The 25,711-nt window shown below is 62.5% G+C and carries 24 protein-coding genes and 1 pseudogene; 13 read left to right on the top strand and 12 right to left on the bottom strand.

From position 1 onward, the window contains the following. The first annotated feature begins 3 nt into the window (after positions 1 to 3). Complete coding sequence (locus EL22_RS03610) at positions 4 to 1,038, top strand: carbohydrate ABC transporter permease (RefSeq protein ID WP_050050193.1); 1,035 nt, start codon at positions 4 to 6, stop codon at positions 1,036 to 1,038. Beyond that, the gene (locus EL22_RS03605) at positions 1,035 to 2,003 is read left to right on the top strand and encodes a sugar ABC transporter permease (RefSeq protein ID WP_050050192.1); all 969 of its coding nucleotides are present in this window, start codon (positions 1,035 to 1,037) and stop codon (positions 2,001 to 2,003) included. The genes EL22_RS03610 and EL22_RS03605 overlap by 4 nt, the downstream gene beginning before the upstream one ends. Positions 2,004 to 2,179: 176 nt before the next feature. On the opposite strand, the gene EL22_RS03600 is transcribed toward EL22_RS03605, so the two are convergent. Together EL22_RS03600 and EL22_RS03595 are read right to left on the bottom strand one after the other, a co-directional pair. Next, a complete protein-coding gene (locus EL22_RS03600; protein WP_050050191.1) occupies positions 2,180 to 3,418 on the bottom strand; it encodes a mandelate racemase/muconate lactonizing enzyme family protein in 1,239 nt (412 codons plus the stop codon). A 203-nt stretch (positions 3,419 to 3,621) separates the two neighbouring features. Beyond that, the gene (locus tag EL22_RS03595) at positions 3,622 to 4,689 is read right to left on the bottom strand and encodes a glucose 1-dehydrogenase (protein ID WP_050050190.1); all 1,068 of its coding nucleotides are present in this window, start codon (positions 4,687 to 4,689) and stop codon (positions 3,622 to 3,624) included. 142 nt (positions 4,690 to 4,831) lie between these two features. Between EL22_RS03595 and EL22_RS03590 the strand changes: the two genes are divergently transcribed. After that, entirely contained in the window at positions 4,832 to 5,191 is a 360-nt protein-coding gene (locus EL22_RS03590) for a hypothetical protein (protein WP_050050189.1), read from the top strand. A 74-nt stretch (positions 5,192 to 5,265) separates the two neighbouring features. Here EL22_RS03590 and EL22_RS03585 read toward each other — a convergent pair whose 3' ends face one another. Continuing rightward, positions 5,266 to 5,445, bottom strand: a complete 180-nt coding sequence (locus EL22_RS03585; protein ID WP_050050188.1) for a hypothetical protein — start codon at positions 5,443 to 5,445, stop codon at positions 5,266 to 5,268. Between the two features lie 390 nt (positions 5,446 to 5,835). Between EL22_RS03585 and EL22_RS03575 the strand changes: the two genes are divergently transcribed. Both EL22_RS03575 and EL22_RS17860 read left to right on the top strand, forming a co-directional pair. Then, a complete protein-coding gene (locus EL22_RS03575) occupies positions 5,836 to 6,639 on the top strand; it encodes an Lrp/AsnC family transcriptional regulator (protein WP_050050186.1) in 804 nt (267 codons plus the stop codon). After that, the gene (locus EL22_RS17860) at positions 6,639 to 6,794 is read left to right on the top strand and encodes a hypothetical protein (protein WP_197075837.1); all 156 of its coding nucleotides are present in this window, start codon (positions 6,639 to 6,641) and stop codon (positions 6,792 to 6,794) included. Before EL22_RS03575 ends, EL22_RS17860 begins: the two co-directional genes overlap by 1 nt. 151 nt (positions 6,795 to 6,945) lie before the next feature. Here EL22_RS17860 and EL22_RS03570 read toward each other — a convergent pair whose 3' ends face one another. Further along, positions 6,946 to 7,134, bottom strand: a complete 189-nt coding sequence (locus tag EL22_RS03570) for a DUF1328 family protein (RefSeq protein ID WP_050050185.1) — start codon at positions 7,132 to 7,134, stop codon at positions 6,946 to 6,948. A gap of 113 nt (positions 7,135 to 7,247) precedes the next feature. Next, positions 7,248 to 9,125, bottom strand: coding sequence for a bacterio-opsin activator domain-containing protein (locus tag EL22_RS03565; protein WP_050050184.1), 1,878 nt, complete (start codon positions 9,123 to 9,125; stop codon positions 7,248 to 7,250). A 156-nt stretch (positions 9,126 to 9,281) separates the two neighbouring features. Between EL22_RS03565 and EL22_RS03560 the strand changes: the two genes are divergently transcribed. Together EL22_RS03560 and EL22_RS03555 are read left to right on the top strand one after the other, a co-directional pair. Further along, on the top strand, positions 9,282 to 9,476 hold the full coding sequence (locus EL22_RS03560) for an HVO_0649 family zinc finger protein (RefSeq protein ID WP_050050183.1): 195 nt from the start codon (positions 9,282 to 9,284) through the stop codon (positions 9,474 to 9,476). A 122-nt stretch (positions 9,477 to 9,598) separates the two neighbouring features. Beyond that, positions 9,599 to 10,678: an archaeosine biosynthesis radical SAM protein RaSEA gene (locus tag EL22_RS03555; protein ID WP_050050501.1), complete on the top strand. Its 1,080-nt coding sequence runs from the start codon at positions 9,599 to 9,601 to the stop codon at positions 10,676 to 10,678. A gap of 137 nt (positions 10,679 to 10,815) precedes the next feature. Here the strand turns inward: EL22_RS03555 and purQ are convergent, their stop codons facing one another. After that, positions 10,816 to 11,496, bottom strand: coding sequence for a phosphoribosylformylglycinamidine synthase I (purQ, locus tag EL22_RS03550; protein ID WP_050050182.1), 681 nt, complete (start codon positions 11,494 to 11,496; stop codon positions 10,816 to 10,818). Positions 11,497 to 11,504: 8 nt separating this feature from the next. After that, a complete protein-coding gene (gene purS, locus EL22_RS03545) occupies positions 11,505 to 11,759 on the bottom strand; it encodes a phosphoribosylformylglycinamidine synthase subunit PurS (RefSeq protein WP_050050181.1) in 255 nt (84 codons plus the stop codon). Between the two features lie 215 nt (positions 11,760 to 11,974). On the opposite strand from purS, the pseudogene EL22_RS03540 reads away from it, so the two are divergent. After that, positions 11,975 to 12,229 (top strand): annotated as a pseudogene (locus EL22_RS03540) (formyltetrahydrofolate deformylase); the annotation flags it as partial. 454 nt (positions 12,230 to 12,683) lie between these two features. On the opposite strand, the gene EL22_RS17855 reads toward EL22_RS03540, so the two are convergent. Continuing rightward, positions 12,684 to 12,845: a hypothetical protein gene (locus EL22_RS17855; protein ID WP_197075836.1), complete on the bottom strand. Its 162-nt coding sequence runs from the start codon at positions 12,843 to 12,845 to the stop codon at positions 12,684 to 12,686. Between the two features lie 403 nt (positions 12,846 to 13,248). Between EL22_RS17855 and EL22_RS03535 the strand changes: the two genes are divergently transcribed. The 3 genes from EL22_RS03535 to EL22_RS03525 all read left to right on the top strand — a co-directional run bounded on the left by EL22_RS03535 (position 13,249) and on the right by EL22_RS03525 (position 15,093). Next, positions 13,249 to 13,506 carry a HalOD1 output domain-containing protein gene (locus EL22_RS03535; protein WP_197075835.1) on the top strand — a complete coding sequence of 86 codons (258 nt, stop codon included), beginning with the start codon at positions 13,249 to 13,251 and terminating at the stop codon, positions 13,504 to 13,506. After that, the gene (locus EL22_RS03530; RefSeq protein WP_050050179.1) at positions 13,503 to 13,709 is read left to right on the top strand and encodes a hypothetical protein; all 207 of its coding nucleotides are present in this window, start codon (positions 13,503 to 13,505) and stop codon (positions 13,707 to 13,709) included. The genes EL22_RS03535 and EL22_RS03530 overlap by 4 nt, the downstream gene beginning before the upstream one ends. 76 nt (positions 13,710 to 13,785) lie before the next feature. Further along, the gene (locus EL22_RS03525; protein ID WP_050050178.1) at positions 13,786 to 15,093 is read left to right on the top strand and encodes an acetamidase/formamidase family protein; all 1,308 of its coding nucleotides are present in this window, start codon (positions 13,786 to 13,788) and stop codon (positions 15,091 to 15,093) included. Between the two features lie 87 nt (positions 15,094 to 15,180). Here EL22_RS03525 and EL22_RS03520 read toward each other — a convergent pair whose 3' ends face one another. The 3 genes from EL22_RS03520 to EL22_RS03510 all read right to left on the bottom strand — a co-directional run bounded on the left by EL22_RS03520 (position 15,181) and on the right by EL22_RS03510 (position 16,606). After that, a complete protein-coding gene (locus EL22_RS03520; protein WP_050050177.1) occupies positions 15,181 to 15,504 on the bottom strand; it encodes a hypothetical protein in 324 nt (107 codons plus the stop codon). 215 nt (positions 15,505 to 15,719) lie between these two features. Further along, the gene (locus EL22_RS03515; RefSeq protein ID WP_050050176.1) at positions 15,720 to 15,932 is read right to left on the bottom strand and encodes a hypothetical protein; all 213 of its coding nucleotides are present in this window, start codon (positions 15,930 to 15,932) and stop codon (positions 15,720 to 15,722) included. 173 nt (positions 15,933 to 16,105) lie between these two features. Continuing rightward, positions 16,106 to 16,606 carry a hypothetical protein gene (locus EL22_RS03510; RefSeq protein ID WP_050050175.1) on the bottom strand — a complete coding sequence of 167 codons (501 nt, stop codon included), beginning with the start codon at positions 16,604 to 16,606 and terminating at the stop codon, positions 16,106 to 16,108. A gap of 218 nt (positions 16,607 to 16,824) precedes the next feature. Between EL22_RS03510 and EL22_RS03505 the strand changes: the two genes are divergently transcribed. Further along, positions 16,825 to 17,916, top strand: coding sequence for a HAMP domain-containing sensor histidine kinase (locus tag EL22_RS03505; RefSeq protein ID WP_082146648.1), 1,092 nt, complete (start codon positions 16,825 to 16,827; stop codon positions 17,914 to 17,916). Positions 17,917 to 17,952: 36 nt separating this feature from the next. On the opposite strand, the gene EL22_RS03500 is transcribed toward EL22_RS03505, so the two are convergent. Next, positions 17,953 to 19,899 carry a response regulator gene (locus EL22_RS03500; protein ID WP_050050174.1) on the bottom strand — a complete coding sequence of 649 codons (1,947 nt, stop codon included), beginning with the start codon at positions 19,897 to 19,899 and terminating at the stop codon, positions 17,953 to 17,955. 415 nt (positions 19,900 to 20,314) lie between these two features. Here EL22_RS03500 and EL22_RS03495 point away from each other — a divergent pair, with 415 nt between their 5' ends. Next, positions 20,315 to 25,456, top strand: a complete 5,142-nt coding sequence (locus EL22_RS03495) for a GLUG motif-containing protein (protein ID WP_050050173.1) — start codon at positions 20,315 to 20,317, stop codon at positions 25,454 to 25,456. The last annotated feature ends 255 nt before the right edge of the window (positions 25,457 to 25,711 follow it).

Raw genomic sequence — 25,711 nt, 5'->3', positions numbered from 1 at the left:
GCAATGTCTTCATCACTCCGAACCCGCGTCGTGGGTCACGGGCGCGACCGGTTACCGTTCGACATCGATTCCGTCGGACTCACCGGACTCCTGCTCGTCGCACCCGGCGCGGTGTTGTTCCTCTCGTTCATGCTGTTTCCGATCGCGTTTCTCGTCTACCTCTCGGTTACCGACGCGACCCACGCAGGAACGGTACTCGGCGGCGAGGCCTCGTTCGTCGGTCTCGAGAACTACGCCGAACTGTTTACCGATCCGCAGTTCTGGCAGTCGTTCGGCATCACGTGGCTGTTTTTGGCCGTGAGCCTCGCGATCAAGGTCGTGCTTGCGACCGGCCTCGCGATGGTCCTGACCCACGCTCGAGTGCTCGGCAAGCGGTTCATGCGCGCACTCGTGATCGTCCCGATGGGGTTCCCGGCGATTTTCGTGATCACCGTCTGGGAGGGGATGTTCAGCGGTGCACGGTACGGGCCGCTGAATCAGATGGTCGGAACGTACAACTCGATCGTATCGGGGTTCGCCGGCGTCCTCGATAGTCTCCTGTTTTTCGTGACGATTTCCGCGCCCGAACTGCTGCTGGCGGATCTTCCGATCCAGTGGCTCGGCGGCCGCTGGAGCGCGTTCGCCGCCTACGTCATCACCGAAGTCTGGCTGGCCTATCCGTTCATGGTGATCATCATCGTCAGCGCGCTTCAGGACGTACCGATGGATCTCCACGACGCGGCGAAGGTCGACGGCGCCGGCTATCTGCGGCGGTTCACCAACGTGACGCTCCCGGCGATCAAACGCCCGGTGCTGTTCGCGTCGATCCTGACCGCCGCGACTTCGTTCCAGCAGTTCCTGATTCCGTTTATCTTCAACGGTGGCGGTCCGTCGCGACAGAACGAGCTGTTGATCCTCTACGGCTATCGCGAGGCGATCGAACTCCACGAGTATGCGTTCGCCTCGGCGATCATGGTCACCGCGATCGCCTTCATTGGCATGTTCATGTGGCTCGCCGTCAAGAAAGGAAACCTCGCGGAGGGCATCGATTCTGCATGAGTCGTCTCACACGCTACACCACGTCGATCGGTCGGTGGACAGTTCGGAAACTAACCTGGCCCCAGCGGGCCGCAGACGCCGCTCGGTTGACGATCGAACAGGTCAGAACCGGCCGGCGAACCGTCCGTGACGTCGCCAAAACCGGCGTCGGAACGGCGGGAGCGGCCGCGTTGCTTCTGATCCTGCTGTTTCCGGTTTACTGGGTCTTCGCGGCGTCGCTCTCGCAGGGATCCGGCCTGATGAGTTCCCAGGGGATCTTCGCCGATCCGACCTCGTACAACCTCGAGGCCTACCGCTGGGTGCTCTTCGAATCGGACTTCACCTACGCGGCCGTCAACAGCCTCATCGTCGTCTCGATTACCGTGTTGGTTTCGATGTCGGTGATAATCCCCGGCGCGTACGCGCTCTCGCGTCGGGAGTTTCTCGGCCGTCGGGGGATTCTCTACGGCTACGTGCTGTTCACGCAGGTCGGGGCCGGGCTGTCGATCGCGACCCTGATAGCGCTGTACGCGCTGTTCGTCAACCTCGGTCTGGACAACAACCTGCTCGTCCTCGGGGTGTTCTACGCCGCGGGCGCGATCCCGTTCAACACCTGGTTGCTCAAGACGTTCATGGACAACATTCCGGTTTCCTACGAGGAGGCCGCGATCGTCGACGGCGCGAGCCAGTGGCAGGTCATCCGCGAGATCATCCTGCCCCTGTCGAAACCCGGGATCGCTGTCGTGGTGGTCTTTACCTTTCTGGCGGGCTGGAACGAGTTCGTCATCGCACAGACGCTGCTCCAGTCGCACAACTACACGCTCTCGGTCGAACTCTACGCGCTCATCGCGGGCGGCGGCTACGAGACGCCCTGGACCGAGTTCTCGGCCTTCGCGATCCTGTTTGCCCTCCCTGTTGCGATCATCTACTTCCTCGCCCAGAGCTACGTCGAGGACGGGCTCTCCTTCGGCGGGATGAGCGGCTAACCGCGTTTCGGGTTTTCTTTTAGCACGTCTCGAGACGCCGACGTGAACGCGAACTGTCGAGAGGAATCGGTGAACGGAAATTCCACTCGAGAGGCCGTTGTCGATCGGTGCCAACGAGACTGAAAAACGGGACGGCAGTGACAGACTCTTTTTTGATTTTAGCGAGCAGACGCCATTTAGGCTTCGTCGAAGAGCTCGTCTCCCTCGACCATGCGGTTCTCGACTTCGTCCATGTCGAGGGTCAGGCCGAGTCCCGGCTTCTCAGGGATCTCGATCGAGCCGTCCTCGATGACGTTCTCCTCGACCAAGTCCTCCCACCAGCCGAGTTCGTAGCTGTGGTACTCGACGGCCAGCGAGTTCGGAATCGCCGCGCCGACGTGGGCCGAGGCCATCGTGGCGACGGGCGAGGCGACGTTGTGCATCGCGACCGGGATGTAGTACAGGTCCGCCAGATCCGCGATCTTCCGGGTCTCGCGCATCCCGCCGACCTTCGGCATGTCGGGGGCGACGATGTCGAGCGCCTGCTCCTCGACGAGTCGGCGCTGGCCGTGCTTTCGGTAGACGTTCTCGCCGACGGTGATCGGCGTCGTCGTCGACTGGGTGACCTCCCGCTGGACGTCGTGGTTCTCCGGCGGGACGGGGTCCTCGAGCCACCAGATGTCGTACTCCTCGAGTTCGCTCGCGAGTCGTTTCGCGCTGTCGGCGGAGAACGTCCAGTGGCAGTCGAAGGCCACGTCGGCGCGGCTGCCGACGCGTTCGGTGATTGCCTCGACGATCGAGACCTTGTGGTCGATCTCGGGACCGCGCAGATGGCGGTTCGCTCGGTCCTTCTCGTGGCCCGAGGGAACGTCCAGGTCGAACTTGAGCGCGTCGTAGCCCAGTTCCTCGACGACGCGTTCGGCCTCGTCCGCGCAGGCGGTCGGATCGGCCTCGTCTTCGGTGTGACAGTCACAGTAGACCCGCACCTCGTCGCGGTACTTGCCGCCCAGAAGCTGGTAGGCCGGGACCTCGAGGATCTTGCCCGCCAGATCGTGTAAGGCGACTTCGATGCCCGCGATGGCGGTGACGGTGACGCCGCCGATCGATCCCTCGCCGGACATCTTCTGGACGAGGTGTTCGGTCAGTCGATCGATGTCGAGCGGGTTCTCGCCCTCGAGGAAAGGCGTCATTCGCTGGATGAGTTCGGGAACGCCTGCGCCCCAGTAGGCTTCGCCGGTACCGACGATGCCTGCATCCGTGTAGATTCGGACCAACGTCCACGGGAAGTTGCCGTCGACCATCGTGGTCTGGACGTCCGTGATCTCGATGTCCCGGCCGCCGCCGCGCTCGCGCGTGACATTCATCGTGTCGGCGGACAGCTCCCGCATCGTGTACTCGGCGTTCGGATCGTGTAGCTGTGAGTAATCGACTCCCATGGCTAATGAGTTACTCGTATCATAGTAATGTTTTTCTATCCTGTGAACGCGATCGTTCGTCGGACCTATCCGATTATCCTCTCGGCTGGCTGTCGAATAACTGTTGTGCCGTCGCGAGCCGATCTCGGCTCCGTCTGGGGCCTTGAGTTCGCTCGAGAACGCGTGTTGAAAACCAGGTCGAAACGAGTTCTGCCCGGCCGATTTCAGCGCGTGTCGAACTCGACGGCCGTCTTGATGACCGACTCGTTGCGTTCGAACGCGCGCTCGAACTCCTCGAGACCATAGACGCCGGTCACGAGGTCGTCGGTGACCCACTCGGGAATGGACGTGAGCGTATCGACAGCGGCCTCGAAGTGGCCGCGGTTCGAGTTCACCGTCCCCACGAGCGCCTTGTTGTGGAGGACGAGCTCTCGGTGGAGTCGACCGCCGTCGATCTCGAACGACCAGTCGTCGGGGACCCCGACCAGCGCGCCGACGCCGTTCGGTGCGAGCGCCTCCACGGTGTCGAAGGGGTGTTTCGCGTAGCCCGTCGCCTCGTAGACGAGGTCCATCGACTCGTGAGCATCGGGGATTTCGGGAACCGAGGTCTCTCGAGAGTCGATATACGTGGCCCCGAGGTCGTCTATCAGGTCGATCGAGGGATCGGGGCGATCGCGCTTGCCGAGACAGTAGGTTCGCTCTATGTCGAGCACTTCCTCGAACATCGCGAGGGTCACAAGCCCGAGCGAGCCGTTGCCGAGAACGATGGCGGACTCTGGCTCCCAGTGGATCGTCGAGCGGGCCGCCTGGGCGTGCTCGAGGGCCTTTTCGGTGATGCTAATCGGCTCGACCAGAAAGCCGAGTTCCGCGAGTTCGGGCGGGACCGGGACGAGCGTCTCGGCCGGGCTGGTGAAGTACTCCGCCATGAACCCGTGCGCGCCGACGATGCCGCGCTCGAGGTAAGCTCCCTCGGGAGCCATGTCCGGTTCGCCGCGCTCGAAGTACTCGTTAGTCCCGTTTGGCGGTCTGCGGACCGTCGGCGCGACGACGTCGCCTCTCTCGAGGTCGGTTCCGTTCGGATCCTCGACGACACCGACCGCCTCGTGGCCGAGAACGAGCCGGTCGCTTCCCGCCGGAAGCTCGCCGTGTGCACCCCGGATCACCTCGTGATCGGTGCCGTCGACGCCCACGCGAAGCGTCCGTACGAGCGCTTCGCCGGTCGCCGGTTCGGGAACCGGCTTCTCCACCACGACGGGGTCGCCGGCACCCGGTTCGACTGCGATCGCTTTCATTGGTCGTACACAGACGACGATCACAAATAAATTTACCTGATGGCGAGTAAATACTGATACCGGTGGAAATACGCGAGTACCGCCCGCTTCCGGACGGGTCCGCCGTCCAAGCGTTCAATGTGGTTGCCACCATAGTCCCCGTATGACCTACACCGTTTCCCGCGAGGTCCGGACGCTCGTCACCCTTCATGAGGGTACCGACACGACCGCCCGCAGCGAGGCAGCGTCCCAGCTCGTGACGACACTCGAGTCGCTGGCCGAAACGACCGCTATCCGGACGAACGGCAGCCTCGAGACGGCGGTCTACGAGCACCCCGCCGCGCCGTTCGACCCGTACACGGTTTCGGTTTCGTTTCGCGCGGTCGTCGATGTCGAGGCGGCGGAGGCAGCGTCGGCGGCGGAGGCGACCCACCGCGGCGCAGCGATCATCGAGGACGTCTTCGAGCGCTCGAGTCTCGAGTCCGTCTCGTATCCGTCGGACGCGACGGCGACGAAGAACTGACGAGATACCATTCGATCAGAATAGACGGGCGTGGCGAGACGGAAGGCGGTGGCCAGGGAAGGTGTTCGGCCCGCTCAACTCCACAGTTTCGTCGCGTCGACGACGGCGAGTCCGTCCTCGGCTTCGACCTCGCAGATCCGACCGACGAGATGTGCCTTGCAGTAGTACTCGACGGTTTCGATTCCCGTGTCGTTGTTCCGTATCACGAGTTGACACGCGTCGTTTTTCGAGCAATCTGCAGAACGCTCGCACATACGTGTTGGAGGTGATAATCCGCTCGTCAATAAGATGTTGTCGGTGATCTGCACCGTCGATTCATATGGGGTCTGATACCACCACGCGCCACTCCTCGAGCGATCGGTTTGCCGTGCTCGTTGCGAGCGACGGCGAGCAGTTCGATCGGCTTCTCGAGCGTTGCGTCTGCGTTTCGGAGCCGTCTCGCGGTCGTGTGTCTCCGCTCGAACGCGACGCGGTGTTCCTCTCTCCCGCTCGACTGTCGAGACCGTCGCTCCAAACGTATAGTTAGAAAAACACGTTTTTCGGTTCGACAGCAATCCCGCTCGTGAGTACTGTTTGAATAATCCGTGGGGTATTTATTATTCGATCCTCAATAGGAGACCATCGCATACGGAGGATGAGTACCTATCGCTAGTCACCGCCCCGACTCCGGATACCGCCTCGACGAGATCGATCGCCGGATCATCTACGCGCTGATGGCCGACGCGCGAAACACCTCCGCTCCCATGATCGCCGAGGAGGTGAGCGTTTCGCCGGCCACGATCCGCAACCGCATCGACCAACTCGAGGACCACGGGATCATCCGGGACTATCACACGTCGGTCGATTTCGAGCGAGCAGAGGGAGGACTGACGACGCTCTTTCAGTGTAACGTCTCCGTCGAAAACCGCGAAGCGATCGCACAGCAGGTGAGCGCGATTCCCGGTGTGATCAACGTTCGGAAGCTGATGACCGGCAGACGGAACCTCCACGTCGTCGCCGTCGGAGCCGATACGCAGTCGCTCGAGCGGATCGGCCGCGCGCTGTCGGAACTCGGCGCGGAAATCGAGGACGAGGACCTCGTTCAGGACGAGATCTCCCGCCCGTACACGCCCTACGGGCCCGACGAGACGGCGACCGACCCGACGCCGATGGACGTGATCAGCCTGACCGGCGATGCGAACGTCGTCGAAGTCACCGTCAGTTCGGATTCCGAAATCCGCGGCTACACGCTCGAGGAAGCGGGCAGCCGCGGCGTCCTCCCCGACGACCTCCTCGTCGTCGCGATCGAGCGCGACGGCACCGTCTTGACCCCTCGCGGCGAGACGACGATCCGTGCTGACGATGTCGTCACCGTCCTGTCGCGCGACGGTATCGACGACCGAACGCTGCATAGTTTCCGACCGCCCACAGCCGAGTCCGGTCCGGACTCGGAACCGATCGATCCGTAATGACTCTCAAAGACGTTCTCACGGGATTGCTGACCGACGACGGCCCCCACTACGAGTGTCGCAACTGCGGAACGACCCTCGAGGACGCCGAGGACAACTGTCCGAACTGCGACTCGAGCGAAATCGCGACCTACGAGTTCGATTCGGATTCGTGAGTGCTGTTTCGAGCGAGCGCGGATAATACACCGTCTCCGGTGTGAGTGCGTACTGTTTGCTTTCGGCGAACGTGTCCCGTCTTCACCTGGCGAGCGTGGCTCACGACCGGTTCAGTCGGACGACATCGTCCACCCGCTGATACTCGTCACCTCACAGAAGCAGGGCGACGATCGCGAGGACGACGAAGAGCAACACGAAGATGCGGGCGATCTCCATCGAGATCCCGGCGACGCCGCGCGCGCCGACGGCGGCCGCGACGATCGCGAGGACGAAAAAGAGGATCGCCCAGTACAGGAATCCACCGCCGCCGATCTGCAGGGGGGTCGCCACGTCGAACATAGCCAATGCTCCGGCTGCACCGGACATAAACCGTGACGACCGTCTCGAACCGTTCCGCTCGCTAACTCGCAACTACAACCGAGTAAGCCGGGGTTCACCGGTCGTTGGATTCCCTAATCGTCACCGAAGAACGCCCGACAGAGTTTGGCCTCGGCGTTCCGGAGGTGCTCGTGAAACGTCGGACGGGAGACGCCCATAGATTCGGCGAGTTCCTCCCCCGTCGCGGGCCGGGGCCACTCGAAGTACCCGCCCAGGTACGCCCGCTGGAGCGCAGCGAACTGGCGTTCGGTGAGTTCCTCCTCGAGTCGGTCGACGAACTCCGCCCGCGTTTCGGTGTCGGGTTCTCGATGGTGGAACGATCGGACGTCTGTCCCGTCGTAACGCGCCTCGATCGCTTCGATAATCGACCGAACGTCGGCCGATCGCGGGATCTCGAGCGTGAGTCGCGCCCGCCCGTCCTCGGCCGTGATCGCCTGCGTTCGAACCCCGCGCTCTGAGAGCCACGAGACGACGCTCGTCTCAGTGGTCAGTTCTACCAGACAGTCGCCGTCGCGCTCGACCAGTACCTCGAGGTCGACGCCGTCGACTGTGGCCGCCGAGTCGGCGAGTGTCGCCGCGAACTCCGATGGGTCGTCCGCAGACGCGCCCGTCGCCGTGAACAACGCGGCGGTTTCTGCGCCCGTTCGGTGGACGGAGCGTCGATACTCGAGTCGACAGTTCGCCGCCTTCGCGACGGCGATCGGGGCGACCGCGTCGTCCGCGATTTCGACGTCGACGGCGACCACGGCGTCGGTCGCGAGCATCCGGCTGGTTTCGCGCGCGTTGATACCGCTCGCCGCCGCGCGAGCGAGCGCGGAGAGGATCACCGTCTCTCGCTCGTCGAACGCCCGATCTGCGCTCGATCGGACGGTCAACACGCCGTATTCGATGTCGTTGTAAAACAGCGGGAACGCGGCCACCGTCGACCCGTCGATCGTCCCGATCGCGACGCCCGTCGTCTCGAGCGTCTCCGCCGCGGGGTGGTCGTTCGAGTTCGGTTCGTCGAACGCGTCGCCCGCGGCGGTCCGAACGTCGATCTCTCGAGTCGCGGGATTGTGCTCGCCGATCCACGCGCTCTCGTAGGCAGATTCCTCGACGATTCGGTCGCAGACGGCGGCCTCCAGTTCGCTGCGCGTTTTCGACCCGGTGACGGCGCCGGTGACGTCCTGGATCAGCCCCTCGACGCGCGCGAGCGTGTACTCGAGCTCCTCGGTCCGGCGCTCGGCCTCGAGTTCGGCCTCTTTGCGGGCGGTGATGTCGTTCTGGAACCCGACGTAGTTGGCGAGGTCGCCCCGGTCGTCGTAGACCGGTGCGATGGTGACTTCATTCCAGAACTCTGTGCCGTCCTCGCGGTAGTTCTTGAGTTCGACGGTGACCGGTCGCTCCTCGTCGATCGCGGCTCGCATCTCGGCGACGGCCTCCGGGCTCGAATCCGGCCCCTGTAGAACGCGACAGTTTTGCCCGATGATGTCCTCGAACGCGTAGCCGGTGACCTCCTGGTAGGTGTCGTTGACGTAGACGAGCGGGTTGTCCGCGAGCGACGGATCGGAGATCGTCACGCCGACCGGGGCCTCGTTGACCGCGCGGGCTTTGACGGCCCTGTCTCCGGCCGGATCGTTCGTCCCGTTTCGCTCTGTGAACACGATCGTCGCGCCGTCGGTCCCGCGGTGGACGCGGGCGTCGTAGCGTCCGTGCTCGAGTTCGACCGTTCGAACCGTTCCGACCGTTGTCTCGCTGATCGCGTCGTCGAGCCGGTCCCAGTTCGCCTCGAGTGTCTCGTTTCCGCCGTCGCCGTCCGCGAGCACGAACGCCTCACGAGCGGCCGTGTTCGCGTAGGTGATCGCCCCGTCGGTTATCAGCAGCATCGGATCGACGACATGCTCGAGCGCCGCCGGCGCGTTTGACGCCGGATCGGCGTCCCCGTCGGTCAGTTTCGTGTCGATCGTTCCCATAACCCTACGTACGTAGGCAGCATTATGAAGCATTCCTTCGTGAGCTACGCGGGATAACCGCTCGAACTCGAATCGTTGAATCCGACCACCGTTATCGTTCAGGTCTGTGGTAGTCTCACCCACGTATTTATCACGATCGATGTTGTATGTTAACACATGTCCGTACAACGGAGTCGCTTCCCGTTCGACCGGCTTCGAGAGAAGTTAGACGACACCGAACTGCGCTGTCGCCAGTGTGGATACGTCGATTCGGACGGCGGGTGGCGCGTGCGCACGAGCGGTGATCGGGTCTCCTACCAGCACGTTTGCCCGTCCTGTAACGCGATCGAAACGCGGGAACTTCGGCTTTAAGGGGTCGATTTCACCGGGCAATGGAGGGCCCGCCTCGGACTCGGAGATCTGGAATCCGCTCGAGCGTCGGCGACGCGAGCGGCAACGAAGGCGCTTTAGGCGTCCGACCGCTTGACTCGACAATGAGTACTCCCACGCCCGAGGTCTACGAGCAGGGCAAGGGCATGGACGCCCACAATCAGGTGATGCGGGAGATCCGCTCCGAAAAGGAGGCGAGTTACGATCCGCACCAACCCACCCGCGTCTGGCTCGACGAGGACAACACGCCCGACGGCGTCAAAACGAGCCTGACGATCATCCTGAACACCGGCGGCTGTCGCTGGGCCCGCGCCGGCGGCTGTACGATGTGTGGCTACGTCGCCGAGAGCGTCGACGGCGGTTCGGTCTCCCACGACGCACTGATGGACCAGATCGACGTCTGTCTCGATCACGAGGCCGAAAACGCGGACGAACCCGCCGACCTCATCAAGATCTACACCTCCGGGTCGTTCCTCGACGAGCGCGAGGTCGGCGCGGAAAGCCGCCGCGCTATCGCCCAGACCTTCGGCGACCGCGAGCGCATCGTCCTCGAGTCGCTGCCGGATTTCGTCGACCGCGAGAAGCTCACCGACTTCACCGACGAGGGGCTTCAGACCGACATCGCGATCGGCCTCGAGACCGCCACGGATCGGGTTCGCCACGACTGCGTGAACAAGTACTTCGACTTCGCTGATTTCGAGGACGCCTGCGCCACCGCGGCCGATGTCGAGAACGCGGGGATCAAGGCCTACTTGCTGATGAAGCCGCCGTTCCTCTCCGAGCCGGAGGCCGTCGAGGACATGATCTCCTCGATCGAACGCTGTGCGGACGTGCCGGGCTGTCACACCGTCTCGATGAACCCGTGTAACGTCCAGCGCTACACCATGGTCGACGAACTCCACTTCAGGGACGGCTACCGACCGCCGTGGCTCTGGTCGGTCGCCCACGTCCTCGAGGAAACCGCCGACGTGGACGCCATCGTCGTCTCCGACCCAGTCGGCCACGGCTCCGACCGCGGCGCACACAACTGCAAAGAGTGCGACGATCTGGTCCAGAAGGCGATCAAGGACTTCGACCTCCGGCAGGACCCCTCGGTCTTCGAGCAGGTCAGCTGCGAGTGCGAAGCGACCTGGGAGGCCGTGATGGACCTCGAGCGCGGGTACAACCAGCCGCTGACGCGGTGAACTCGGAGTCCTGTCTTCTGCTGGCATCGAACGCATTATGGATTGTTCTGTTCTCGAGTAACGTCCATACTCGTCCCCGCCGATAGTCCGTCACCGCCCAGTCTTCGAAAAATAAGCGCGGTCGTCTCGGAGCCGACTCAGGCGCTCTCGAGGCCCCGTAGCACGCCCTGGCCGTCGGTGCCGCCGACGTCGGGCAGCGTAACGCGTTCGGGGTGGGGCATCAACACCGCGACCGAGTCTCGCTCGCCGAGCACGCCCGCGACGTTGTGCTTCGATCCGTTCGGGTTCGCGTCCTCGGTCAGTTCGCCGTCTTCGTCGCAGTACCGAAAGAGGACGCGGTCTTCGCTCTCGAGTTCCTCGAGCCGGTCGTCGTCGACCTCGTAGCGACCCTCGCCATGGGCGATCGGGATCTCGAGGACGTCGCCCTCGTCGTAGGCCGCGGTCCAGGGCGTGTCGTCGCGCTCGACGCGCAGGTAGACGTGTTCACACTGAAAGCGGGCGCTCTCGTTGGTCGTGAACGCCCCCTCGGTGAGCCCCGACTCGCAGCCGACCTGCGCGCCGTTGCAGACGCCGAGTACGGGCACGCCGTCGGCGGCGGCCTCGCGAATCTCGTCCATGATCGGCGATCGGGCCGCCATCGCGCCGGCCCGGAGGTAGTCGCCGTAGGAGAAGCCGCCGGGGAGGACGATCCCCGAGGTGTCGGCCGGGAGGCCGTCCTCGTGCCAGACGATCTCGGCGTCGATATCGAGGTGGGCGAGTGCGCGCCCGGCGTCCCGGTCGCAGTTCGAGCCGCCGAACCGGATGATTGAAACGGTCATGGTCGATCTTATTCTCGTTCTGCCACGTCGATGTCGTAGTCGTGGATCGTCGGGTTCGCGAGCAGTCGCTCGGCCATCTCCTCGACCTCGTCGGCGGCGTCGCCCGCGCTCTCGGCCTCGAGGTCGATTTCGTAGCGGTCGGTCGAACGCAGCGCCTCGAGGTCGAAGCCCAGACGCTCGAGCGAACGCTTGGTGGTCTCGGCTTCGGGGTCGAGGACGCCGTGTTTGAGACGAACCGTCACCGTCGCGGTGTAGGCAGTCATTACCTGAATCCCCGTAACCGTGCTCAAAAACCCTTTCGGGTTCGGCCTGTGATACACGTTCGTGGATATGGGCGGGGATCGACACGTTTGCCTTCTCCTCTGCCGATCGCCCCAACCGCTCGCTGTCCGTCACGTGTGATCGGCCGACAATCCTTTCATCCCGAAAGACAGGGCTTTTCACGGTACACCGCATGAGACGGTACTGATGTTTCGAGATTCGCTCGCGCGCCTTCGACGTGCCCGACGACGCCGACCTGGACGAGATGAAACGCCGCGGCCAGCCGCTCGAGGCAGACGCGTTGCTCGAGGCGGTGCGCCTACACCTCAACGGAGACGTCTCGGTCCACCGCGGTCGGACGACGGTCAGGGAGAACGGCGACGACTACCAGCTCGGCCTGCCGGAGGAAGTCGACGACTTCGTGCCGGACCGTCCGATCGACGGGATCGGAAGCGTCGTCGCTGACGAGTAACGGTTCGCATAACTGGTCGTTTTGTTTATATGGATGGGAGTCGCTCCTTTGTTGGTACGTATCCTCCACGAAGCTACCGCCAACGCTGGCCGAACCACGGACGGTGGCGCGCGCTCAGGAACGGGTCGCGATTGGCGACCCGTGAACGAAATCCGTGCGAGGGATGAGTAAGTGAAGCGCGACGCGGAGCGTCGCAGAATAGCGAACGAGCGAATCGGTTGGGGAGGACGTGGAAATCAACGTTGCCAGCGGCTGAAGCGTTCCGGAACTCAGCGGCGATCCTTTCGGAGCACAAGAGCAACTTTCTCGTTGTGGCAGCTATTTTGAAACCGCCCAAGTATGCCCGCTATCTCGACCGATACCGGTAGAGCCGCTCCGCCGTCGATCGAAACTTCGTCTCACCTCTATAAATGCAAACTACTCTAGATGATTCGGTAGACGAATTGCGGTGCATCTAGGACCGCCACTCCTCGAGACAGTCGTCGTCGCAGAAATTGCTGTAAGCCGCCTCGCCGTCCTCGAGGTCCGTCACGACTCGCCTGTTCGGACTCGCTTCGATCGGGTCGCCGCAGTTGTCACACCGCGGTCCGTCGTCGTCGTTCGGTGAATCAGTCATTAGCGATACGTGGGACGAAACGCACTTGAACGAACCTGTTGGGTCAGTATTGGCCACGGGAGCGATACTTGGACAAAGAGGCTCTCTCGGGTCCAATCTCCTCTTTCCTCCGTCCTCTCTCGAGCGTCCGATCTCGCCTCGAGCCAGCGCTGACTGTGTTTCTTTCCAACAGAAGCAGTAAGTATATGACTCACCAATGCGTGGTCTCAGATGGAAGTCGCGCACTCCCGAGGGGGCGTATTAAAGTGCCCCGGGTGCAGGAACACCCGAGACGTGGCTTCCAAACCCTACCGGGGTTTGTCAGCATGACTGGATTACTTCTCCGCGGGCTTAAACGTCCCGTACGACAGTTGAATCAAACACCAACCGCTCCGACAGCAACGCGTCTCGCGGTGATCGCCCGATGAGGTCCTCGAACGCCTCGCTCACCGTCGAAATCGTCGCGACGCTCGAGTCGGCCGGACTCTCCAGCGACGAGTATCGTCTCGCCGACGAAATCGACCCCGAGGCGCTCGAACGGGTCGTCGAGTCGGCCGACGACTCGCTCGAGGTCCGGATCTCGGTTCGTGGCCGGACGCTCGTGGTGACGGCCGACGGCCCGCGGGTCGAATCCGACGGATCTCGTAATGGATCAGATGGGTCTCGAGGCGACCGATCATGAGCGGCGACGATCCCGGATCTCCGTCGCAGGACGACCGCGACTCGACGCCGGTCGACGACGCCGACGGTCCGTCGCTGCCCGACTGTCCGCGCTGTGGCGGGCCGGTCGTGCTCGTGACTAGCGGCGGGCCGATGGCCACCCAGGCACAGCCCTGTGGCTGTCGGGTCCGCGATCCCGCGCTCGAGTCCTCGAGCGACGACTAGTCGGGAAACGACCGTTAGGATAGCAATTCGAGCGACGGTCCCGCTTATTAGCTCGGAACTCGTAGCTTGGTACGTTATGGCACAACAAGAAGTCCAGCAAGAGCTGTTCGTCGATCAGTACACGCTCGGGCTGGTCGGCCCCGATCAGGAGTGGGCCGGCACCGTCGCCGACGGGGGAACGATCGAGACCTACACGCCGCCGGGCTGTTGGGGGCCGATGATCACGCCGGACTTTCGGGGTGGCCACGAGGTCACGCGGCCGATCCGGGTCGAGGGAGCCACGGTCGGCGACGCCGTCGCGCTGAAGATTCAGGACGTGTCGGTGACCAGCATGGCGACGAGCACCGGGTCGATGGCCGAACGCGAGGGCGCGTTCGACGACGATCCGTTCGTCGACCACCGCTGTCCCGAGTGCGGTACTGAGTGGCCCGAGAGCGTCGTCGAGGGGACCGGCGAGGACGCCATCAAGTGCGCCGAGTGCGGCGCGAACGCCTCCTCGTTCGGCTTCGAGTACGGCTACACCGTCGCGTTCGACGACGACCACGAGGTCGGCATCACGCTGGACGGCGACGCCGCCCACGAACTCGCGACGGACGCGGCCGAAGTGATGGACATTCCAGAGAACTCGAGACAGCACCCGATCCTGCTCTACGAACCGGACGAGATGCCGGGCACGCTCGGTCGGCTTCGCCCGTTCATCGGCAACGTCGGGACGACACCGCCGGTGACGCTCCCCGATTCGCACAACGCAGGCGACTTCGGCCAGTTCCTCGTCGGCGCAGAGCACGACTACGGCGTCGAGACCCAGGCGGACCTCGAGGCTCGCACCGACGGCCACATGGACGTGCCGGAGGTGCGGGCGGGCGCAACGCTCATCTGCCCGGTCAAGGTCGACGGCGGCGGCATCTACGTCGGCGACCTCCACGCGAACCAGGGCGACGGTGAACTCTCCCTGCACACGACCGACGTCAGCGGAACGGTGCGGATGGACGTCGAGGTGATCGACGGACTCGAGATCGACGGCCCGCTTCTCCTCCCGAACGAGGCGGACCTGCCGTTCATCAGCAAACCCTACGGCGACGAGGAACGAACATCCGGTCGGGAACTCGCCGCCGAACACGGCGTCGATCTCGAGGAGGACATGGGACCGATTCAGGTAATCGGCAGCGGCGAGACGGTCAACGACGCGACCCAGAACGCCTTCGATCGGGCCACCGATCTGCTCGAGATGAGCGAGGGCGAGATCCGCTCGCGGTGTACGTTCACCGGCGGCGTCCAGATAGGTCGGCTCCCCGGCGTCGTCCAGCTCGATCTGCTCGCGCCGATGGCCGTCCTCGAAGAGCGCGGTCTCGCACACCTCGTCCGCGAGCAGTACGACCTCTAAGGTCGGCTACTCGTGAACGAGCAGTCTGATTTCCGGGCCGGCTGTTCGCCCGCGAACGAGCGCGACAATGCGCGGACGAGCGGGCGGTTAGAACGAGATCTGCTCGTCCTCTCGAGTCTCGCCGAGTGCGGGCGGGGTCCGGTCGGAGTAGAACTTCCGGCCGATCGCCCTGCTGTCGACCATGTTGAAAATCGCCTGTCGCGCCTCGGTCGGCGAGTTGTAGGTTTCGTTCGAGGTCATACCCAGCAGTTCCCCGAGCGACTCCGAGCCGTCCGGGAGCTCGAGTGCGTACTCGCCGTAGGTGTCGACGAGTTCCTCGTTCGTCGTCGGATAGGCGTGGTCGGCGAGTTTCCCCTCGAGTTCGCCGAATTCGATGCCGAGTTCGCGAGTGGGACTGTATGAATTGCTCATCGTTTCGACCGCCTGCCCCTTCCACGACGAGCGGTAAACAAGCGAGGGGTGAGCATGACGGCATGCCGGTCCGTTCTGGTGGGATCGTGCCTCACTATCGGCGGTCCCGACTACGCTTCGCCGCCTGCTCGAGTATCCAAGCCGGTCGCTTTCCAACCCAATTGATCGTCGAGCGGTTGAACCGAACCGATCTCGAAAAAGTTAGATCGTCGTTCTCAGTCGTTCGTTTCGGCGGCTTTGGCGGACGCGTTCGAGTGCGTCGTCGACGCACTGGGTGCGTCCGAGACGGAGGCCGTCGACGTTAACGTGAGAAACAGCATGGCTCCGACGATCAGGGCCAGTGCTACACTCGCGAACGCGGCGACACCCATCGTTGGATCGGACGGAACGATGCTAGCTGTCACGGTCGCGCCAGTTTCGAGGGACATGAACTGATGTCTAGCAGCCCTTTGGAGTCGCGTAATATGAGCGTTACTTTTTCGGATTTCGTGCTAACACGATGTTTACTGTTAACAGCTAGCAGGTGGAGGCGGAGGGCTCGGAACGATTCCTTCCAGTTAGCACCACCGCTCGATCCTCTCGAGTGGGTCCGAAAATCACATCAGTCGGATCGATGACACTGCTGTATTTTCCCGTCACCGTCGATGACGACTTCGAGTCCCGTCTCGTCGAGGGAGATGTCGACGTTGGCCATCCCGTTATCGAGTAGTTCCACTTCACTGACGCTCGAGAGGGCCCTCGGCCCGAGTTGCGCCTCGAGCGGATCGAGGTCGTTATCCTCGTACAGCGAGATGACGGCCGGAAGACGTGCGAGTAGTTCGGGAATCGGAACCGGATAAGACATCCAGCACGCCTCGCAGGCGACCGTCGCGTAGACCGTCTCGAGCCGGAGGTATAGATCCGGGAGCGTCTCCCGCGGAAACGAGATCGTAGCGGGTCCCCAGCAGTACGGACAGACCCCGCGACGAACCGATTCGATATCGGCCGCGTGTCGCCGGAGCGCAATTTCTACGAGCGTCTCGAGCGACTGGTGGCCGGCGGCGACTGGCGGGACCGGATAGCCGAGCGTGGTCCCGTGCTCGGGGCAGGCGAGCAGCAGCAAGTGCCTGTCGTGGCGGTTCGTGACGGGAGCGGATAGCAGTCGGCGCCGAAAACGAGGACGTGGGTCGGTGGCGCGTTCTCGGTGAGCAGAAACAATAGCGTGGCCTAGGACGGGTCGTCTGACAAGCGTGTCGAGTAGAATTCTGCCCGTCGGTCAGATGACAGAGAAATACATTGTTTGCGTAGTATTATATACTGTTTCACCACAAACGCAGTAATATGAGGGAGCCAGACGACACAGCCGAAGACACGCAGGCTACTTGGCTCCACGAGACTGATGTGGCAGATCGGAGTTGGGCGTTCGTCGATAGTACGACGGACATCTTCACACACATCAGACCGGATGGGGAGATGGCGTACGTTACGAATACCGAAGAGATGTTGGGTCGAACCACCAAAGAGTTTCTTGAGACACCGCTTGAGGAGTTTATCCATTCGGAAGACAAGGAGCGCGCAGTCGAATGTTTCGAGTCGGCGCTGGCTGGTACTGCTCCGATGACAGTCGAACTCCGGTTTCGCCACGGTGATGGACACTGGATTTGGATCGAGAGTAGTGCGTCTCCGATTCCGTCCGAATACGACCTCGATGGTGTCGTGACAGTGACACGCGAGGTCACCGAACGCAAACGCCGCGAGCGGAAATTAAAAGAGACGCAAGCGGAGTTAAAACGCTCGAACGAGCAATTGCGGCGACAGAATCGGCGTCTCGACCGGTTCGCCTCCGTGGTCTCTCACGACTTTCGAAGTCCGCTGAGCGTTGCGACGGGCCGACTCAGACAGGCCCGCGAAGAACACGACAGCGAGTCCCTCGACGCGATGGTCGAACCCGTCGACCGGATGGCGAGAATGATAGACGAACTCCGGACGCTTACGATGAGTCAGCGTCGAGATGTCAAAACGACGCCGGTAGCTATCGCCACTCGCGCCGAAGCGGCGTGGGCGATGACCGAGACGGGCGACAGCGAACTCCGCGTCCGAATCGACCCGGACCGCGAGTACGAGGCCGACCTCGGACTGCTCGACCACATCTTCGAGAACCTGTTTCGAAACGCGATCGTTCACAACGAGACGCCGGTGACGGTTACCGTCGGCTCGCTCGCCGAGCGTCAGGGCTTCTACGTAGCGGACGACGGGACCGGGATTCCGTCCGAACGGGTCGAGACTGTTCTGGAGTACGGCTATTCGACCGCTGATGAGGGGACCGGCGACGGTCTCACCATCGTCAGCGAGTTCATAGAGGCCCAGGGTTGGGAGCTGGCGATAACGGGCGCAGTAGACGGCGGCGCGAGGTTCGAGATACGAACCGACTAAGCGACGCTCACCGCTCTCGGCCGTTCGTGGAGTCGATCAACCCCCGAATACCTGTCCAAAGAACTTCCGCTGGGCCACTCGAAGGTGCTGGAGGTATGTCGTGTGGGTAATTCCGAGCGATTCGGCGATGTCGGTTGCGGAGTGGCGACGAGGACGGTCGAAGTATCCCTGGTGGTAGGCGGCTTCGAGCGCGAGCAGTTGTTTCTCGGTCAGCGAGTCGATGTCGATTCGCCCAACCCTGTCGCGCGTCTGACCCGTCTCTCGCTCAACGACCGATCGGACAGCGACGGGGCCGTACTGGTCTTTCAATCGGTTTATTACGGACTGGAGATACCCCCGATTGGAGAGTTCGAAGGTGACGGTTGTACGACCCGGAGTGACGGTCGTGGATCGAACGAGCGCGCCGGCCGAACCGAGGTTCGCTTCGGGCGTGTCGTCTTCGACGGTGACTTGATAGGTAGCTGGTTCGTCGCTGTCGATGACTCTCTGGGCGCGAACCGACGGATTCTCGTCAAGTGCGGCGGCGAAGGTGTCGGGACAGTCGCTCGAACACGATAGATACTGAACGCACGTATTCTCATCGATGAGTTGCGTTCCGTTTACTGTCACCTCGAAGGAGGAGTTATCGAATCGCTCGGAGAGCAGGCGCGGGAGGTAGTAGGCGTCCGATTCGATCTCGACCTCGACGACAATTCTCTCTGTGCTGGTCAGCGTCTGCTCCGTCTCGACGTGGTGAATGGCAAAGCTCATCGTTTCTGCGATCTCGGCCAGAAGCGAGCGCTCGGCTTCGTCGAGTCGGGAGGGGTCCTCGTGATAGACGGCGAGGATTCCGTAGGAGATGTCCCCGTGGCGGAGGGGAAGGGCGTATCCGCTCCGGAGTCCGCATTTGAGGGCGTCGTTTCGCGGTTCGGTTGGCATGAGAGTTTCGAAGTCCGGGACGAACTGGGCCTCACCGGTTCGGGCGCTCCAGAGTGTCGGGTCCCCGCCGTGGTCTCCGTCGGAAGCACGGTCCGCCAGTCGCGAGATGTACTTGGTCTCGCCCGCTTGTGTCCGCGTTCGAACGCCGCCTCGGTCGGCACTGCCTATCCACACGAGGTCGTACCCGTAGGAAGAGAGAACGTTCGTAATCTCCGATTCGAGCTCGTCCCGAGTCCGGACGCTGACGAGGCACTTCTGTACCCTTCGGTTGAACTCCCGCTCTCGCTTGAGCGTGCGCTCGCGCGACCGACGGAGGGTTACATCGCGAATCGAAAGCAGCGTCGCGGAGTGGTTCTCGTAGGTGATGGTGTCCCCGAGGAGCTCGCAGTGGCGAACCTCACCGGTCGGTCTGAGGAGACGAACCTCACGTAATCCGGGGTCCTCACCCGACCGAGTCGCCCTGCGGAGATCGCCAACGAGTTCGTAATCGTCCTCATGGACGTAGGAGTGAAAGGCGGTCGAGGAATCGGTGTCGAGGTCGGGTTCACACAGATCCCGGAATCGGTCGTTCGCGAAGACGACCGTATCGTCTCGGAGAATCACGATCGCGTCACGGGTCTGTTCGATGACAGTGCGGTATCGGTGTTCGCTCTCCCGGATTTCCGTCCGCAGTCTGGCGCGCGCTACGGCCTGTCGAATGCGGTTCGCGAATACGGGTGTCTGGTCCACCCGAGGGTCTTTTCGAAGGTAATCGGTGACGCCAGCGTTGATTGCTCGTGCGGCGACATCCTCGCTTCCGCTGCCGGTGACGAGGATGGAGGGGAGATGAGGATGGGACTCTCGGACGCGCTCGAGCATCTGGATGCCGTCGATTTCGGGCATTCGGAAGTCGGTGACGACGCACTCTATCGATCGGTCGTCGGTAAGGGCGACGACCGCCTCGTTCGCGTTCAGAGCGACCGTCACCGAGAACGCGGGGTCCTCGTTTTCTAGCTCGTTGGCCATATATCGCGCCCACTGCTCGTCGTCGTCGACGAACAGGACGTGTATCTGGTCTTCGTTCATCGACACTCAATTCGGACAAATGATAGGTTCCGCGAGTCGAGGACACGGAGACGTGATGAAATGTGACGGCAAGTTCTCATGGATTCGGGTAGAGAACGTGCTGATAAATAATTTACCAACAGATGAAGGTATATGGTAGTGAATCTTCTACCTACACTCGATTTTAGTCGCGGGATAGGTCGGGAAACTACGTCATATGGGTGGATTTCGCTTATGCAACCGTCGTTCATTGAGAGTATTCATACACTCACCCAACCGCCATGATTTATCTAAACGTACGAACATTTCCCGGAGTAGAAACGAATACACTCACCGACTGTCGGACCGACGACACCATCGGTCAGATAGACACCACTATCGGCCTGCAGTCGAGTTCGAGTAGCGGGTGGTCGATGTGAACGGTGGGCGTGAATCTGTGACGATACAACCGCGACTCGCCCGCACGTCCGTCCTTCTGGCGGCCGCCATTGTCGCGCTCTCGCTCGCTGCCGGAACCGGGACCGCAGGGGCGTCTCAGGCCACACCCGAAGCGCCTGATTGTAGCGCGGTCACGTTCGAGGGTAACGGGACGGCCGACGACCCCTTTCGGGTGAGTACGCTCGACCAGTTGCAATGTCTCGGACAGACGGCGGAGACGAGCCTCGGGTTCGGCGATCATTACGAACTAACGAACGACATCGACGCGAGCGAGACCGCGACGTGGAACGGTGGCGCAGGATTCAATCCGATAGGGAGCAGCGAACAGTTCTTCTACGGCACGTTCGACGGGAACGGGTTCGCGATTTCGAACCTCCATATCGACCGCCCCGACACGGAGCGCGTCGGCATCTTCGCCCGTCTCTTCGATCTCCGTATCGGGAACGTCAGTCTCGAATCAGCGACTATCACGGGTGGCGAAGAGACCGGCGGGCTCGTGGGATACAACGGGGACGGAACAGTGCACAATGCATCCGTGACGGGGACCATCAGTGGCGGGGGGGAGACCGGTGGACTAGTCGGAGCCAACACGGGCGAGGTGACGAACTCGTCTGCGACGGCGAGCATTGATGGTGACGACACCACCGGCGGTCTCGTCGGGTATAGTTTCGATACCGTGCGGAACTCATCTGCGGCTGGCAGCGTCAACGGCTCTGAGCAAGTCGGTGGACTCGTGGGAAGCAGCCGGGGCGATGTGTACAAATCGTCCGCGACCGGGGATGTCGACGGCTCTAGCTACGTCGGCGGACTCCTCGGTGTGTCCGAAGGAACCGTCGCCGAATCACACGCGAGCGGTGACGTTGCTGGCAGTGACAGCTACGTGGGTGGTCTCATCGGGAGCAACGACAACGATATCAACGCCGACGTGAGCGAGTCGTATGCGACCGGGAGCGTCACTGGCGGTCAGTTCCTCGGTGGCTTCATTGGTAGCAACGACGGCGAGATAACGGACGCGTTTGCGGCCGGGGAAATCAGCAAGCTCGCCGGTGACAGATACGTCGGTGGATTTGCGGGTGGCAACGACGGCACCATAACCGACTCGTACTGGGATAGCGAACGGAACGATCAGTCGAACGGCGTTGGCACCAGCACCGGTACCGGTACCGGCTCGGGCGACGTGACTGAACTGTTCTCTACCACAGACATGCAGGGAAGCGAGTCCGAAACGGAACTGAGCGACCTCTTCGACAGCGGTTCGTGGACGACCGTCGCGGGAGACTACCCCGACCTCGTGAACAATCCGCGAACGCTGTCGACGCCGCACTACGACGACCCCAGCAACACCGAGATGGATACCATCATCGCCGATATGGAGACCGACGGTGACGGGTATCTCGTCGTTACAAGCGACAAGGCACTGCAGGCGATTACCCGAGCGGGGCTTGCCGGGGACTACCGTCTCGGCCTCGACATCGACGCGTCGGGGACTTCCGAGTGGAACAGCGAGACGGGATGGTATCCGCTCGGGTTCGACGGGAGCCAGTTCTCGGGATCGTTCGACGGCGACGGCCACACGATTTCGAACCTCTATATTGACCGCACAGCGGACGATGTCGGACTGTTCGGCACCGTTACCGACGGCGCAACCATCGAAAGCGTCGGTGTCGAGTCCGTGAACATCTCCGGTGACCTGCAAGTCGGCGGACTCATCGGGACGAACGAAGGCGGCACCGTTCGGGGGTCGTACGTGACGGGAACCGTCTACGGAGATGATTTGGTCGGTGGCCTCATCGGTGAGCATCAAGTTTCCACTGGAGACCTCGCCGAAGTGAACGAATCGTACGCCGAAGCGAAGGTCACCGGAGATGTCTTCGTCGGCGGACTCATCGGGTCGAGGAACAGTGCCGGTCCCATGAATGAGTCGTACGCGACCGGAAATGTCAGCGGAACCCGCGGAGTCGGCGGACTCATTGGGACAAACAATGGCGGTGCCATTCGACAGTCGTACGCAACGGGGAGCGTCACCGGAATCGACGGCGATGGAGGAGGACTCGGAAGCAAAAACTTCGGTGGACTGATTGGTGTTATGCGTGAAACCACCGTGGACAACTCCTACGCGACCGGCAGCGTCGACGGGAGTGGCGACTTTACCGGCGGACTCGTCGGTCACAGTAGCAAATTTACTGATGACGACGCTAGCACGGTGAGTAACTCGTATGCGACCGGGGACATCGACGGGGGCGGCGACTTTACCGGCGGACTCGTCGGACAGAACGTCGAAAGCAACATCAAAAACGCGTACGCCAGCGGACTCGTCAACGGAAACGACAACGTCGGCGGGGCAGTCGGGAACAACGACGGCGGCACCGTCGAAACCGTCTACTGGGACACCGAGACGACCGGGCAATCCGAGTCGGACGGTAGCGACGCCCGCTATGGTCTCACGACCGAGGAGATGACCGGCCTCAACGCCACCGTCGGCCTGTTCGAGTTCGACTTCGACGACGCGTGGCAACCCAGCGCGACGCCCAACGGCTACCCGAACCTCACAGTGAACTCTGACTTCACCGACAAAGCCGATGCCTACGACGGGCTAGTCGACGGCGACGGCTCGGCCGCCGACCCCTTCGAGGTGTCGACCGTCTACGAACTCCAACTCATCAGCGTGCGTCTCGGCGAGGGCGATTCGTTCGAGCTAATCCGCGACATCGACGCCTCGACGACCGACGGGTGGTACGACGAGGGTGACGGGCCACAGGGCTTCGAACCAATCGGGAACGCCAAGGAGGGATTCAGCGGGACGTTCGATGGCGGCGACTACGTGATTTCGGACGTGTCTATCAATCGGTCGAATTCGGACGGAGTCGGTCTCTTCGGGTACGTCGAATCGAACGGGAACGTCTCGTTCGTCGGCGCCGAATCGGCGACCGTCACGGGGAGAAACAACGTCGGCGGACTCGTCGGTATCAACGCTGGCGAGGTGAGCGAGTCGTCCGTCGGCGGGGAGGTCAACGGCACCGAAAATGTGGGCGGACTCCTCGGACAAAACGACGACGGTACGGTACGTGCATCGTCTTCGACCGCACGAGTCGAGGGTGACCGCGAAATCGGCGGTCTCGCGGGTACGGTCGAAAGTGGTACCGTGCACGAATCGTACGCGACTGGCGAAATAGATGGAAGCCGTGAAACCGGCGGTCTCGTCGGCCGTAGCGGTGGGACGCTGAATGCATCGTACGCGACCGGGGAGGTCGATGGAAACAGCGATGTCGGCGGCCTCGTGGGATACACCTTCGGCACAGTACGTGGCTCGTATGCAACCGGACAGGTCAACGGCACCAGCAAAATCGGCGGACTCGCCGGCAGTAGCTCCGATGTCGTGAATACGTCGTACGCGACCGGGCGAGTCAACGGTACCAGTCAAATCGGCGGGCTCGTGGGACGCAACAGCGGCGACGTGAGCGAGTCATCGGCGACAGGAGCAGTCGATGGAATCATCAAAGTTGGCGGGCTCGTCGGAGATAATTTCAACACAGTGAGTGAGTCGTCCGCGACCGGGCAAGTGTCCGGGAGTGACGAGGAGGTAGGCGGGCTGGTAGGTATCAACGGTGGCTCTGTCACGGAGTCGTTTGCGGCTGGACTTGTTGGCGGTACTGACACCGCTATCGGCGGACTCGTGGGAAAAATCTCCCACCACGGTACCGCTGAGAACTCCTACTGGGATAGGGGAACGACCAATCAGTCGGTCGCGGTCGGAAGCGGAACCGGCACGAACATCACTGGCTTCGGCACACTCGGGGGCGACGCTGTCGCACCCGAAATGCAAGGAGTGTCGGCTATCGACAATCTGTCTAACCTCAGCTTCACGACGTGGTCTGCGACCGACGCCTACCCAGTCGTGACGGCGACGATTCGCGACCTCAATCTCACGCTCGGAGCCGACAACCTGACGGCCGGGCAATCGACCGAGGCGAACGTCACGCTGACGCTCCTCGACGATACGACAACGACGACGGCGACGACCACAAGCGAGTACAGTAGCAACGACACCAGCACTGCGACCGTCAGAAACGAAAGAGTGCGCGCGACGGATGCAGGCGAGGCGCTGCTCACCGCCGAACTGAATGCGATAACGGGTACCGCGTCGCTTTCGGTCGCGCCAGCCTCGAGTGATGGAGGAGGCGGTGGTGCGCCACCGCTCGACCTGCGCGTGACCGACCAAGCGACCGTCGAAGCCACCGGTGGTCGCGCGGGCGACACCATTCGGATCTCGGACGAAACCACCGGAAGAGCCGGTTCGCTCGGCGAGCGAGGAGCCGTTGGCATGGACGCGCTCTCGGTCGAACTCGCGAACAGTCGCAATTTCTGGGTGTCCGTCGAGACGTTCGAGAGCGGAACTGCGAGCGACGACGATGCCGAGAGTCAGAACGGCCAGGACGGCGCGAACGAATCACGCTCGAACGTCTCCGCCGCATTCGAAACCGAAACCCGAACTCTGGCGGCGGGCTACGTGACTGTCACGCACAATCTCGAACCCGCGGACATCACCAACGCAACGTTCGAGTTCTCCGTCCAGCAGGACCACCTCGACGAGATGGGCGTCGCTCCGGAGAACGTCACACTCTACCGACAGTCCGACGGCTGGTCGGCGCTCCCGACCGAGTATCTCGGGGTGACCGGAAATGAGAGCCGTTTCGAAGCGGTTTCGCCGGGGTTCTCGTCGTTCGCCATTGGAACCGGCGAACCGCCGTCCGCGGTGACTGACGTGGAACTCGCCGACTCGGAACTCTCGGAGGGCGATACCGCAACCGTCACCGCGACCGTCGAAAACCGCGGCGAGGTAGCCGCGGAACACACTACCAGTCTGACCGCGAACGGCGAGACGGTTGCGACCGAAACTCTCGGTCTCGAACCGGGCGAGACGGGCAAGGTACCCCTCTCGTTCGAACCCGTCGCTGGCGAGTACGAACTTACCGTTGACGGTCTCCATGTCGGAACGCTAGCTGTTGTGGAACCCACGACTGCGGAACCGACGACCGTGGAAACAGAAGAGAGGGAGAGCAGTCCTTTGGGCGTCCTGCTGGTCCTGGTCGTCGTCGCAGTAGCCCTCGGTACGATACTTTGGTGGCGTCGATTCCAGTGACGCTGTGCGGTCAATAAATGATTCTGATCGAACCGGGAGAATGACCGCACTCCCGGCCTGTAACCTCGTTGTGACGACTGCACTCTTCCTGTTTGCTACCATCGCCGTGCTTGGGGGGCCGCGTATCTTGTCCGTTTCCGTCCGAACTGACCTCCTCGTTCGAGTATCCTCTCGAAGGGGTCGTATCCGATTGGACAGCCAAACCGCGGCACGCTCGACTCGAATTCCCGAGACGCGACGACACGCTTTTGACCG

This window comes from Halostagnicola sp. A56 (genome assembly GCF_000691505.1).
Lineage (GTDB): Archaea > Halobacteriota > Halobacteria > Halobacteriales > Natrialbaceae > Halostagnicola.
The sequence above is the reverse complement of the archived record's forward strand: the minus strand, read 5'-3'. Positions and strand labels throughout refer to the sequence as shown.